Origin of the sequence: Gordonia sp. DT219 (assembly GCF_049847065.1) — a bacterium.
In the GTDB taxonomy this organism is placed as follows: domain Bacteria; phylum Actinomycetota; class Actinomycetes; order Mycobacteriales; family Mycobacteriaceae; genus Gordonia.
Genome location: NZ_JBNCNR010000003.1, coordinates 15,757 through 28,362, shown reverse-complemented (window position 1 = coordinate 28,362; position 12,606 = coordinate 15,757). Strand labels below are relative to the sequence as shown.

Below are 12,606 nucleotides of genomic sequence, written 5' to 3'. Positions count from 1 at the left end.
GGGATCGGCTGACGCGGGTTCCGAGATGGGGTGAGTTGAACTCACCCCATCGTCGAGGCGTTCGACGAGTTCTGCCGACGCGCCGAGCGTGGCCTCGGCGTGGCGATCCGGGAAGGGCAAGAGCGGGGAGAGATCAGCGGGGGCACACATGGCGGAGCGCGAAACTTTTCAAGGGAAACAGGTTCCCTTGAACCTGAGAGCGTTACCAAGTACGGCACAAAGGCCGAACTGAACGGGGTCAAGTCAAACAAGGGTGCATCCCGACTGGGCATCTACGACCTCACCGACAACGTTTCCGACGCCCAGTTCGAGGAAGCGGTGGCCGAGGCGAAGGCCGCAGCCTTGGAGCTGCACTAGCGTTACGCCAGCTCGGTCGGCGCCTTCGACTGCGCCGTGTCGTAGTCGGCGGTGAAATCTGTCCCGCGCCAACGTCGCGCCGGGGTCACCAACCTCGCGCGCGCCACTCCTGGAGGTGCGGGCGCTCGGTCCCCAACGTCGTGTCTTTGCCGTGTCCCGGATAGACGACGGTCGAGTCGGGGTACCGGCCGAACACCTTCTCGTCGAGTCCGCTCATCAGCGAATCGAACTCGCTCGGTTGTGTTGTACGGCCAGGACCGCCCGGGAACAGCGAATCCCCGGTGAACAGGTGCACGACCCCGTCGGCGGGGTCGGTGAGGGCGAGCGCGATCGAGCCGGGAGTGTGACCGACGAGGTGGATGGCGGTGAAGGTCAGGTCGCCGACCGCCAGGAGATCACCGTTGTCGACGATCGTGTCCGGGGGCACGGGGAGTTCGGCGGCATCGAGGCGCCCGGCCGCGGTCGGTATGCCGGTGGCCGCCACCACCTGCTCGAGAGCCTGCCAGTGGTCGAAGTGGCGGTGGGTAGTGAAGATCAGTTTCGGTGTGCCGCCGAGTTCGCGCAGTACCGCCAGGATGGTGTCGCCGTCGTTGGCGGCGTCGATGATCAGCTGCTCACCGGTTGCCGTGGAGGTGACGATGTAGGTGTTGTTGTCCATCGGGCCGACGGAGATCTTGACGATCGTCGCGTTCGACAGCGTGCGGCGTTGGGGTCCGGACTCCGACAGGTCGCCGGTGTAGTCGTCGGAGACGGTTGCGTCGGAGGTCATGGGGCCCAAGCCTAGACATGCGGTCGGACATGCTGGTGCGTGTTGGTGATCCGGACAACTGCGCCGCCGGGTATCGGCACTGCGCGCGTATCGTGGATCAATGGTGCGCCGGGTTGTGACAGCCCGGCGCGAAAGTCCGTTATCGCCGGTTCTGTCGGTGGCTCCCGCTACGGTTTGCGCGCGGGGCGCCATGACCCCGGACACCTGAGGCCTTGAGTTAGGAAAGCAGTGGTTGATCGTCTGATCGTCCGCGGAGCCCGCGAGCACAATCTGCGCGGAATCGACGTGGACCTGCCGCGTGACAGTCTGATCGTGTTCACCGGGCTGTCCGGTTCGGGTAAGTCGTCCCTGGCGTTCGACACGATCTTCGCCGAAGGGCAGCGGCGCTACGTCGAGTCGTTGTCGGCGTATGCGCGGCAGTTCCTCGGCCAGATGGACAAGCCCGACGTCGATTTCATCGAAGGTCTCTCACCCGCGGTGTCGATCGACCAGAAGTCGACCAACCGCAACCCGCGGTCGACCGTCGGCACCATCACCGAGGTCTACGACTACCTGCGCCTGCTCTACGCGCGGGCGGGCACGGCGCACTGTCCGGTGTGTGGTGCCGAGATCGCCAAGCAGACGCCACAGCAGATCGTCGACCAAGTGCTCGACATGGGGGACGGCACCCGATTCCAGGTGCTCGCGCCGGTCGTGCGCACCCGCAAGGGCGAGTTCGTCGACCTGTTCGCCGAACTGCAGACGCAGGGCTTCTCGCGTGCCCGGGTGGATGGCAAGGTGTATCCGCTCGCCGAGCCGCCGAAGCTCAAAAAGCAGGAAAAGCATGACATCGACGTGGTCGTGGACCGTCTGGTCGTCAAGGCGAGCGCCAAGCAACGGCTGACCGACTCCGTGGAAACGGCGTTGCGTCTGGCCGACGGGATCGTCGTGCTCGACTTCGTCGACCTCGAGGCCGACGACCCACATCGAGAGCGACGCTTCTCCGAACGGATGGCCTGTCCGAACGGCCACCCGATCGCGATCGACGACCTCGAACCCCGCTCGTTCTCGTTCAACTCGCCCTACGGTGCCTGTCCCGAGTGCGATGGCCTCGGCGTCCGCAAGGAGATCGACGAGGACCTCGTCGTGCCGGATCCCGACCTCGCATTGTCGGAGGGCGCGATCGCCCCGTGGTCGACCGGACACAACGCCGACTATTTTCTGCGGCTGGTGGGCGGTCTGGCCGACCAGATGGGCTTCGACGTGGACACCCCCTGGAAGAAGCTGCCCGCCAAGGCGCGCAATGCGCTGCTCAACGGCTCCGATCATCAGGTACACGTCAAGTTCCGCAACCGCTACGGACGCACCCGGTCCTATTACACCGAGTTCGAGGGTGTGATGGCGTTTCTGAACCGCCGGTTGGACCAGACCGAGTCCGAGCAGATGAAGGAACGGTACGAGGGCTACATGCGCGACGTGCCGTGTCCTGCGTGCGGTGGCGCCCGGCTGCGCCCGGAGATCCTTGCGGTGACCCTCGACCACCCGACTGACGGTCCCCGATCGATCGCGCAGGTGTGTGCGCTCTCGATCACCGATTGCGCGGTCTTCCTCGATGGACTCTCGCTGAACCAGCGGCAGAAAGCGATCGCCGGACGGGTCCTCAAAGAGATCCAGGCACGCATCAGATTCCTGCTCGACGTCGGTCTGGAGTACCTGTCGTTGGAGCGCGCGGCCGGCTCACTCTCGGGCGGGGAGGCGCAGCGTATCCGGCTGGCGACCCAGATCGGTGCCGGCCTGGCCGGCGTTCTCTACGTCCTCGACGAGCCGTCCATCGGGTTGCATCAGCGCGACAACCGGCGCCTCATCGAAACGCTCACGCGCTTGCGTGATCTCGGCAACACCCTGATCGTGGTCGAACATGACGAGGACACCATCCGGTCGGCCGACTGGATCGTCGACATCGGGCCGCGGGCGGGTGAGCACGGCGGTGAGGTCGTGCACTCGGGCAGCTACCGGGATCTGCTCAAGAACCGAAAGTCGTTGACGGGTAACTACCTTGCGGGCCGCGACACCATTCCCGTGCCGGCGGTCCGCCGTCCGATCACCAAGAACAGGCAGCTCACCGTAGTCGGGGCGCGCGAGCACAATCTGCGTGGCGTCGACGTCGCCTTTCCGCTCGGTGTGCTCACCGCGGTCACCGGGGTATCGGGGTCGGGGAAGTCCACACTGGTCAACGACATCCTCGCGACGGTGCTCGCCAACAAGCTCAACGGCGCTCGTCAGGTGCCGGGTCGGCACACCCGGGTGAACGGTCTCGGAAATCTGGACAAGCTCGTACAGGTTGACCAGTCACCGATCGGCCGCACCCCACGCTCCAATCCGGCGACCTACACCGGCGTCTTCGACAAGATCCGCACGTTGTTCGCCGCCACCACCGAGGCCAAGGTCCGGGGCTATCAGCCGGGCCGGTTCTCCTTCAACGTCAAGGGCGGTCGCTGCGAGGCGTGCGCCGGCGAGGGGACCATCAAGATCGAGATGAACTTCCTGCCGGATGTGTACGTCCCTTGTGAGGTGTGCCATGGTGCGCGATACAACCGCGAGACCCTCGAGGTGCATTACAAGGGCAAGACCATCGCCGAGGTACTCGACATGCCCATCGAGGAGGCCGCCGAGTTCTTCGAGCCGGTCACCTCGATCCACCGGTATCTCAAAACCCTCGTCGAAGTCGGTCTGGGCTACGTCCGGCTCGGGCAGCCGGCGCCGACCCTGTCCGGCGGGGAGGCGCAGCGTGTGAAGCTGTCCGCCGAACTCCAGAAGCGGTCATCGGGCCGCACCGTCTACATCCTCGACGAGCCGACGACCGGTCTGCACTTCGAGGACATCAAGAAGTTGCTCGCGGTCATCAACGGGCTGGTCGACAAGGGCAACACCGTGATCGTCATCGAGCACAACCTCGACGTCATCAAAACCGCAGACTGGGTCATCGACATGGGGCCCGAGGGCGGCACGGGCGGCGGCATGGTGGTCGCCGAGGGCACGCCCGAGGACATCGCCGACACCCCGGAGAGTCACACCGGAAAGTTCCTCGCCGAGATCGTCGACGACGAGCAGGTGGCCTCGGTCGGCTGACCTCCCCGACGACGCTCGCCAGGACACCGCCGCCGGCGCCTAGTCGGCGCCTAGTCGGCGTAGCTGTCGAACGCTTTCAGCGAACTCCAATCCGGCCAGGTCAGCTCCCAGAGGCGGTGGATACGGCCGTCACGGAACGTCGCCAGGAAGATGACCTCGATCTCCGACGCGGGCTCGCCGGGACGTTCGGTGGTTATCCAGACCCGACCGCCGAGTCGGCCGTCGCCCTCCACCCACGCCTCGTCGTCATACCGGACGGAATAGCTGATCGCGGTCGGATAGACGCGGGCGTGCCCGTCGTGAAACGCCTGGTAGTCCTGCACCTGACCGTTGGTGTGCAGCTCGAAGTCCGGGTCGTAGTAGGTCTCGACAAGTGAGAGATCCTTGGCCTCGACCATGCGCGTGAACATCTCGCACATCCGGTGCCGCAGTGACGATGAGTGCGACACCGCTACTGTCCCATCGACTTTCGGATCTCCTCGAGACGCTTCTTGGCTGCCTCGTCACGCTTGCGGATCATCTCGTCGACCTGCCGGCCTTCGGGTGTGCCCTCGGCGAGCTCCTGCGAGCCGATGGCGGTCGTGATGCGATTCTCGATCTTGTCGCGGACGAAATCGAAAGTGGGAACACCGGATTCGGTGTAGTCGGGATCGGGGAGCGGAGGCGTCAAGGGATTCTCGACGGCCCTCGGCGTCGCCGGCGGCAGGACCTCGCCGTCGATGATGTCGTCGTCGGGCCGACCGGGATCGGCGGGGGAGGACGCTGACTCGTCGGATGCCGTCATGGCTTCAGCGTAGGCGCCCGGGACGCATTACCGGGCGGGAGCCGTTCACCGGACACGGCCGCTTCGCGCGACGGCCGGGCGTGCACGGTGCCACGCTGATGTGGTGACCGAGATCGGCGTGATGACACAGAGGGCAGCGGTCCTGCGGGTCCGGGTGGCCCAACCCGCGGTGGACCGACTCTCGTTGCCGGAAAGCGCGCGTCGACACGCGGAGCTCATCCACCGCGCCGGTGCGGACCTGATCGTGTTCCCCGAGCTGTCACTCACCGGATATCACCTCGACGCTGCGACCGTCGCGCCCGACGATCCGTCGATCGCGACGATCGCCGAGGCATGCGCGGCGGCGAGGTGCACCCGGCACCGGTGGCCATGGCGAGCTTCGCCGGGCCCACTGGCGGCGGATATCACGACACCGCAGCGCATTCGACGATCAGCACCGACGCGGGCGTGGTGGTGGCCGACGCGGGGCCGGAACCGGGCTCGGTCGCCGTGTTCGATCTCGATCGCGATGCGAGGCGCCGCCGGCGCTAGCGACGCCGATCCCGCACCGGCCCGGTGTACTTCTCGCCCGGGCCTTCACCCGGCTCGTCCGGGTAGGCACTCGCCTCACGAAAGGCGAGCTGCAGTTGTTTGAGGCCGTCACGGATCGGCGCCGCGTGGATGCCGAGATCCGCCCGTGACGCATCGATGAGACCGGCGAGCGCGGTGATGAGTCGCCGCGCCTCGTCGAGGTCAACGGCCGAATCAGCGGCGCCCTCGGCCAGCCCGAGCTTCTCCGCGGACGCGCTCATCAGCATGACGATGGCCTTGGTGATGACCTCGATCGCCGGAATATCTGCCAGGTCACGCACGTTGTCGTCGGGGGCAATGGAAGGGTTTTCTTCGGTCTGACCCTCGCCCGGATTGCCGTCGGCAGGTCCGTCACCAGCGGCGTCGTCGGAGGGCGAATAGGTGTTTCCGGTCATGACTGTTAGACTTCCATAGCACGACCGCCCCGGTTCGCCGGGGTTGCAAGTGGAGTCAGGCTCCCACCGCTACGACGCATTCCCAAGATGCAGTTGTACGGTCCGGTCCGAAAGACCCGGATCCACCATCGAGTGGCACGGGTCGGTGATGCCAGGCATCGACGGACCGGTCGGCGTTGGAGCCCTGCATGTGATCCGCACCGGATCGCCGCGGGGCTTTTTTGCTGAGGCCATTCTCCTCCTGCGCCCGACTCATCGCGGCGGCCGACCTTTTCGGAATTATCAAGGAGGCCCCATCAGCACTGAGACCCGCATCAACGAGCGCATCCGCGTACCGGAGGTCCGACTCGTCGGACCCAATTCGGAGCAGGTGGGCATCGTGCGTGTTGAAGATGCGCTCCGCTTGGCCTACGAGGCCGATCTGGATCTGGTCGAGGTTGCACCCGACGCCCGCCCGCCGGTGTGCAAGATCATGGACTACGGCAAGTTCAAATACGAAGCCGCCCAGAAGCAGCGCGAGGCGCGTCGTAACCAGCAGATGACCGTCATCAAGGAGCAGAAGCTCCGCCCGAAGATCGACGACCACGATTACGAGACCAAAAAGGGTCACGTCATCCGGTTCTTGAAAGACGGGTCCAAGGTGAAGGTCACCATCATGTTCCGTGGACGCGAGCAGTCGCGGCCCGAGCTCGGGTTCCGACTCCTGCAGCGACTCGGCAGCGACGTCGCCGACTACGGCTTCGTCGAGACCTCGGCAAAGCAGGACGGCCGCAACATGACGATGGTCCTCGCCCCGCACAAGGGAGCGAAGACCCGCGTCAAGGCGCAAGAGCAGTCGCAGCGTCCGCCGCGGCAGGCCGGCGACGCCGACGCCACGAGGAACTAGACGACACCGGTCGTCGAACGCTAACGCGGTCGACGGACAGACCACCGCGAACCCAGCACGTCCGCCCGGCGGACGCGTGGTTGGAGTTCGCCCAAACGAAGGAATACACATGCCCAAGAGCAAGACCCACAAGGGCACCGCGAAGCGTTTCAAGGTGACCGGCAGCGGAAAGATCGTGCGCCAGAAGGCCAACCGACGCCACCTGTTGGAGCACAAGTCCTCTCGCCGGACCCGTCGCCTCGATGGCATCGCCGTCGTGAGCGAAAACGACGCGCCGCGCATCAAGCGGCTGCTCAACCGCTGACGCCCTGACCACCACCAAGAAGAGGATTTACACATGGCACGCGTGAAAAGGGCTGTCAACGCCCAGAAGAAGCGTCGTTCAACTCTGGAGGCTTCCAAGGGTTACCGCGGACAGCGTTCGCGCCTGTACCGCAAGGCCAAGGAGCAGCAGCTCCACTCGCTGACCTACGCATACCGGGACCGTCGCGCCCGCAAGGGTGAGTTCCGCAAGCTGTGGATCTCGCGTATCAACGCAGCGGCCCGCGCCAACGACATCACCTACAACCGCTTCATCCAGGGCCTCAAGGCCGCGGGTGTCGAGGTCGACCGCAAGGTGCTCGCCGACATCGCCGTCACCGATCCCGAGGCCTTCACCGGCCTGGTCGAGGTTGCCCGCAAGGCGCTGCCCGCCGACGTCAACGCGCCGGCTGCCTGATCTCGCCGACGATCGACGATTCCCGACCCGCGATGGACGTTCTCTCCGAACGCTCGTCGCGGGTCGTTTCGTTGGCGAAGCTGCATCGCGCGCCGGTACGCAAGACGCAACAGCGCTTCCTCGTCGAGGGTGCCAATGCGGTGGACGCGGCGCTGAGCACCGGTCGGGCACACGCGGTACTGGTCCGCGAGGATTCGACAGACCGGTTCGGCGACCTGCTCGCGCGGGCGACGACCGCGGCGCGGCCGGTGTACCTGTTGAGTGCGCGGGCAGCGGACAAGCTGGCCGAAACCACGACCGCGCCAGGTATTTTCGCGGAATGTGAGCTACTCACCGTCGACCTCGACGCGGTGCTCGCCGCCCGGCCCCGACTGCTCGCCGTCGCGGTGGAGCCGCGCGAACCCGGCAACGTCGGAACGCTGATCCGGTGCGCGGACGCGATGGGCGCCGATGCGGTGGTGCTGCTCGGCGCATCCGTCGACCCACACAACGGCAAGGTGGTGCGCGCGAGCGCCGGAAGTATCTTTCACATCCCGGTGGTCCGCGCCGACAGTGTGGACTCCGCACTGACCGCGATCCGGGCCGAAGGTATCGCGACGCTCGCCGCCGCCGCCGACGGAGAGATGGGTCTCGACGCTGCCGACACGGTGCTGGCCGAACCGGTGGCATGGTTGTTCGGTAACGAGGCGCACGGACTTCCCGACGATGTCCTCGCCGGCGCCGATCATCGGGTATCGATCCCCATTCACGGTCGAGCCGAAAGTCTCAACCTCGCCGCGGCCAGCGCCATCTGCCTGTATGCGGCCGCGCGCGTGCAGCACTCGAAGTAGAGCGGGACATATCATCAGGGGCAGGTGACTCCGGCAACACCGAGGGGGCAAGCCCATGCCAGATCCTTTCATCGCAGTTCGGCGAATCTATGACGAGCCGGATTCCGCTGACGGGAACCGCGTGCTCGTGGACCGGCTCTGGCCGCGTGGGATCAGCAAGGAGCGGGCGCACCTCGACGAGTGGTCCAAGAACCTTGCTCCGTCGACCGAGCTACGCAAGTGGTACGGCCATGACCCGGCGAAGTTCTCGGAATTCTCTCGCCGATACCGCGACGAACTCGCCCAGCCCGACCACGCCCCAGCGCTCGCGGCACTGACCGAGCTGGTTGCCGGCGGCGGCCGGCTGACTTTGCTCACCGGCGCCAAACGCGCCGACATCAGCGATGCGACGGTGCTGCGCGAGTTGTTGATCGAGTCGATTCGGTCCGGCCCGTAACCGACATGGGCGGTGCGGCGTGGCGCCCCGCCGCCCGCAGGTCAACACGATCAGACGGTCGACTACCCTCGATCGGGAGTCATCGCAGGCGCTGATCGGCAGCTGTGCAGGTCGGTGCGGTGATCGACGCCCAGCCCGACAAGTGATGACGAGGAGTCGCCAGCCGTGGCACCTTCCGCCGACGATCAGGGAATGCCGGATCTCCGATTCCCCGAACCGCAGGAACTCGACGATGCAGCAAACGCTGCGCTCGCAGCGTTCGATTCGGCCGCCGACCTGGACGCGCTTTCGCTTGCGAAGTCGGCCCATCTCGGTGACCGATCACCTCTCGCTCTGGCCCGCCGCGCGTTGGGCGGGCTTCCCAAGGATCAGCGCTCGTCGGCAGGCAAGGCGGTCAACGAGGTCCGTGCGCGGGTGTCGGCGGCACTCGACGCACGCACTGCTGTTCTCGAAGCCCGGCGGGATGCGGCAGTCCTCGACGCCGAATCCGTCGACGTCACCTTGCCGAGCCGTCGTCGTCGGCTCGGCGCGCGCCACCCGATCACCGTCATCTCCGAGCAGGTGGCCGACGTCTTCGTCGGCATGGGTTGGGAGATCGCCGAGGGGCCGGAGGTGGAGTCCGAACACCACAATTTCGACGCACTCAACTTCTTGCCCGACCACCCGGCCCGGTCGATGCAGGACACCTTCTACATCGCCCCGCCGGGGTCGCGGCAGGTGCTGCGCACCCACACCTCGCCGGTGCAGGTGCGATCCATGCTCAGCCGCGACGTCCCGATCTATGTGGCGTGCCCGGGCCGGACTTTCCGCACCGACGAGCTGGATGCCACGCACACCCCGGTCTTCCACCAGATCGAGGGCCTCGCCGTCGACAAGGGGCTGACCTTGGCCAATCTGCGTGGCACGCTGGAGATCTTCGCGCGCGCCCTGTTCGGTCCCGACACCACCACACGCATGCGCGCGAGCTACTTCCCCTTCACCGAACCGTCGGCCGAGGTGGACGTATGGTTCCCCGCCAAGAAGGGTGGCCCGGGCTGGGCCGAGTGGGGTGGCTGCGGCATGGTGAACCCGAATGTACTGCGCGCGAACGGAATCGATCCCGACGTCTACTCCGGCTTCGCTTTCGGGATGGGTTTGGAACGCACTCTGCAGTTCCGCAACGACATCTCCGACATGCGCGACATGGTCGAGGGTGACATCCGCTTCTCGCTGCCGTTCGGCCCCGCGGTGTGACCCCCGAGACATCGCCACACTTTCGAGAAAGTAGCTGATAGACGTGCGTGCCCCACAATCCTGGTACACCGAGGTGTTGCGTGCCGGCGACCCGAATTGGTCGGCGAGTGCCGAGGAGATCGACGCAGGCTTCGTCCGCGTCGGATTCGAGATCGAGGATATCGATCCCTTCCCCGAGATCACCGGCCCACTGGTCATCGGGCGGGTGCGCGAGATCACCGAGCTGACCGAATTCAAAAAGCCCATCCGCTTCTGCACAGTGGATGTCGGCGAGGACGATCTTCGAGAAATCATCTGTGGTGCACGTAATTTCGCCGAAGGTGACCTGATCGTGGCGGCTCTGCCGGGTACCGTGCTGCCCGGGCCGTTCGAGATCACCGCCCGAAAGACCTACGGCCATACCTCCGACGGCATGATCTGCTCGATCTCCGAACTGGGGATCGGGACCGATCACAGCGGCATTCTGGTTCTCGCCCCCGGCACTGCCGCGCCTGGCGCCGACGCGCGGGACGTACTCGGCCTCGACGACGCCGCGATCGATGTGAACGTCACCCCTGACCGCGGTTACGCCTTCTCCGTCCGCGGGCTCGGGCGCGAACTCGCGAGCAGCTTCTCGGTGCCGTTCATCGATCCCGGCCTACCCGGCGAGGCGATCGCGGCCGGGGGCGAGCCGTGGCCGGTCTCGATCGATCCCGCGTCGACCGCGACGCGATACACGGCGCGACTCATCACCGGGGTGGACGCGACCGCGGCATCGCCGTGGTGGATGCAGAAGCGTCTGCTGGTCGCCGGGGTGCGACCGATCTCGGCCGTCGTCGACGTCACCAACTATGTGATGCTCGAACTCGGCCAGCCGTTGCATGCATTCGACGCCGACAAGATCACCGGCGCGATCACGGTGCGCAACGCGAGGGCGGGGGAGGAGCTGACCACCCTCGACGGAGTGGTCCGCGAACTCGACCCCGAGGACGTCGTGATCGCCGACGAGAGCGGCCCGATCGCGTTGGCCGGTGTGATGGGTGGTGCCGGCACCGAGGTCGGCCCGCAGACCACACGGGTGCTGCTCGAAGCGGCCACCTTCGACCCTGTTCGGGTGTTCCGCAGCGGCAAGCGGCACAGGCTCACCTCGGAGGCCGCCAAGCGCTTCGAGCGCACCGTGGATCCGGCGATCACCGCGGTTGCCTCCGATCGCGCCTCCTCGCTGATCGTGGAGCTCACCGGCGGTGAGGTCGCCTCCCCGCTGTCGGAGGATCGCGTCACCGTCGCCGCGCCGCAGCCGATCACCATCGCGGCCGACGAACCGGACCGCACCGCCGGCGTCACGTACCCCACCGGAACCACCGCGGCGCGCCTGACCGAGGTCGGTTGTCTGGTTGCCGGCAGTGGTCCGCTGGAGGTCACCCCGCCGTCGTGGCGAGCCGATCTGCGACAACGGGCCGATCTTGTCGAAGAGGTGTTGCGCCTCGAAGGGCTCGAGGACATCCCGGCCATCCCACCGACAGCGCCTGCAGGCACCGGTCTGACGGCTGCGCAGCGCCGCCGCCGCGGAATCGGCCGCGCGCTGGCGCTCGATGGCTACGTCGAGGTGTTGCCGTATCCGTTCATGCCCGCGGGTGTCTTCGACCAATGGGATCTCGCGGCCGACGACGAGCGGCGGCGCACCGCCAAGGTGCTCAACCCGCTCGAGGCCGACCGTCCCGAACTCAACACCACGCTGCTGCCCGGGCTGCTGGAGATGGCCGCCCGCAACATCGCTCGCGGTCAGCGCGACCTGTCGCTGTTCACCATCGGCCAGGTGGTCATCGTCGGGGACAATGTCGCCCCGGTCGGTGCGCTGGATGTGACGCGCAGTCCCACCGACGAGGAGATCGCCGCCCTCGACGCGTCGCTTCCGCAGCAACCGCTGCATGTGGCGGCGGTTGTCACGGGCCTGCGTGACCCGGCAGGCCCGTGGGGTCCGGGCCGTACCGCGGACTATCTCGACGCCTTCGAGGCGGCGCGAACGGTCGGGCGCACGGCCGGTGTGACCATCGAGCTCACGGCCGACGACCACCGGCCGTGGCATCCCGGCCGGTGCGCCAGGCTGAGTGTCGAGGGGTCGACGGTGGGGTATGCGGGAGAGCTGCATCCGGCGGTACTCGAACGCGCCGGACTCCCCAAACGAACGTGTGCGGTGGAGATCGACATCGACGCCTTGCCGCTCACGACCGTGCTGCCGGCACCTGATGTGAGCGTGTTCCCGGCCGTTCTGCAGGACGTGGCCGTCGTCGTTGCGCACGACGTGCCGGCCGAAGACGTCCGGGTTTCGCTGGTAGCGGGTGCGGGTGAACTGCTCGAGGCGATCGACCTGTTCGACGTGTTCACCGGTAGTCAGGTCGGCGAGGGCAACAAGTCCTTGACCTTCTCGTTACGTTTCCGCGCCGACGACCGCACGCTCACCGAGGACGAAGCCAACGCGGCGAAGCTGGCGGCGGTGGCGGTTGCCGGCGATCGGGTCGGTGCGCGGTTGCGGTAGCCGGC

14 protein-coding genes and 1 pseudogene are annotated in these 12,606 nt (G+C 66.6%); 11 read left to right on the top strand and 4 right to left on the bottom strand.

Annotated elements, in window-relative coordinates; all coding sequences use genetic code 11:
- Positions 1 to 99 precede the first annotated feature (99 nt).
- On the top strand, positions 100 to 357 hold the full coding sequence (locus tag ACPXB3_RS05790) for a hypothetical protein (RefSeq protein ID WP_425726948.1): 258 nt from the start codon (positions 100 to 102) through the stop codon (positions 355 to 357).
- Positions 358 to 442: 85 nt separating this feature from the next.
- On the opposite strand, the gene ACPXB3_RS05785 is transcribed toward ACPXB3_RS05790, so the two are convergent.
- Positions 443 to 1,126, bottom strand: coding sequence for an MBL fold metallo-hydrolase (locus ACPXB3_RS05785; protein ID WP_425726946.1), 684 nt, complete (start codon positions 1,124 to 1,126; stop codon positions 443 to 445).
- Positions 1,127 to 1,354: 228 nt separating this feature from the next.
- Here ACPXB3_RS05785 and uvrA point away from each other — a divergent pair, with 228 nt between their 5' ends.
- Complete coding sequence (gene uvrA / locus ACPXB3_RS05780; RefSeq protein ID WP_425706650.1) at positions 1,355 to 4,234, top strand: excinuclease ABC subunit UvrA; 2,880 nt, start codon at positions 1,355 to 1,357, stop codon at positions 4,232 to 4,234.
- Positions 4,235 to 4,284: 50 nt separating this feature from the next.
- Here uvrA and ACPXB3_RS05775 read toward each other — a convergent pair whose 3' ends face one another.
- Positions 4,285 to 4,653, bottom strand: a complete 369-nt coding sequence (locus ACPXB3_RS05775) for a nuclear transport factor 2 family protein (protein ID WP_425706649.1) — start codon at positions 4,651 to 4,653, stop codon at positions 4,285 to 4,287.
- Between the two features lie 32 nt (positions 4,654 to 4,685).
- A complete protein-coding gene (locus ACPXB3_RS05770) occupies positions 4,686 to 5,018 on the bottom strand; it encodes a PspA domain-containing protein (protein WP_425726944.1) in 333 nt (110 codons plus the stop codon).
- Positions 5,019 to 5,139: 121 nt separating this feature from the next.
- On the opposite strand from ACPXB3_RS05770, the pseudogene ACPXB3_RS05765 reads away from it, so the two are divergent.
- Positions 5,140 to 5,301 (top strand): annotated as a pseudogene (locus ACPXB3_RS05765) (nitrilase-related carbon-nitrogen hydrolase); the annotation flags it as partial.
- A gap of 50 nt (positions 5,302 to 5,351) precedes the next feature.
- Entirely contained in the window at positions 5,352 to 5,549 is a 198-nt protein-coding gene (locus tag ACPXB3_RS05760; protein ID WP_425727282.1) for a hypothetical protein, read from the top strand.
- Here the strand turns inward: ACPXB3_RS05760 and ACPXB3_RS05755 are convergent.
- Positions 5,546 to 5,983: a DUF1844 domain-containing protein gene (locus ACPXB3_RS05755; RefSeq protein WP_425706647.1), complete on the bottom strand. Its 438-nt coding sequence runs from the start codon at positions 5,981 to 5,983 to the stop codon at positions 5,546 to 5,548. The genes ACPXB3_RS05760 and ACPXB3_RS05755 overlap by 4 nt on opposite strands.
- Positions 5,984 to 6,224: 241 nt before the next feature.
- Here ACPXB3_RS05755 and infC point away from each other — a divergent pair, with 241 nt between their 5' ends.
- From infC to pheT, 7 genes are all read left to right on the top strand, one after another.
- A complete protein-coding gene (gene infC, locus ACPXB3_RS05750; protein ID WP_425706677.1) occupies positions 6,225 to 6,869 on the top strand; it encodes a translation initiation factor IF-3 in 645 nt (214 codons plus the stop codon).
- A 109-nt stretch (positions 6,870 to 6,978) separates the two neighbouring features.
- On the top strand, positions 6,979 to 7,173 hold the full coding sequence (gene rpmI, locus ACPXB3_RS05745) for a 50S ribosomal protein L35 (RefSeq protein WP_005208912.1): 195 nt from the start codon (positions 6,979 to 6,981) through the stop codon (positions 7,171 to 7,173).
- A 33-nt stretch (positions 7,174 to 7,206) separates the two neighbouring features.
- Positions 7,207 to 7,587, top strand: coding sequence for a 50S ribosomal protein L20 (gene rplT, locus ACPXB3_RS05740; RefSeq protein WP_188327984.1), 381 nt, complete (start codon positions 7,207 to 7,209; stop codon positions 7,585 to 7,587).
- Positions 7,588 to 7,619: 32 nt separating this feature from the next.
- Complete coding sequence (locus ACPXB3_RS05735; protein ID WP_425726942.1) at positions 7,620 to 8,417, top strand: TrmH family RNA methyltransferase; 798 nt, start codon at positions 7,620 to 7,622, stop codon at positions 8,415 to 8,417.
- A gap of 55 nt (positions 8,418 to 8,472) precedes the next feature.
- Complete coding sequence (locus ACPXB3_RS05730) at positions 8,473 to 8,853, top strand: DUF488 domain-containing protein (RefSeq protein ID WP_425726940.1); 381 nt, start codon at positions 8,473 to 8,475, stop codon at positions 8,851 to 8,853.
- 165 nt (positions 8,854 to 9,018) lie between these two features.
- Positions 9,019 to 10,086 carry a phenylalanine--tRNA ligase subunit alpha gene (gene pheS / locus ACPXB3_RS05725; protein WP_425726938.1) on the top strand — a complete coding sequence of 356 codons (1,068 nt, stop codon included), beginning with the start codon at positions 9,019 to 9,021 and terminating at the stop codon, positions 10,084 to 10,086.
- 43 nt (positions 10,087 to 10,129) lie between these two features.
- Positions 10,130 to 12,601, top strand: a complete 2,472-nt coding sequence (pheT, locus tag ACPXB3_RS05720) for a phenylalanine--tRNA ligase subunit beta (RefSeq protein WP_425706643.1) — start codon at positions 10,130 to 10,132, stop codon at positions 12,599 to 12,601.
- The last annotated feature ends 5 nt before the right edge of the window (positions 12,602 to 12,606 follow it).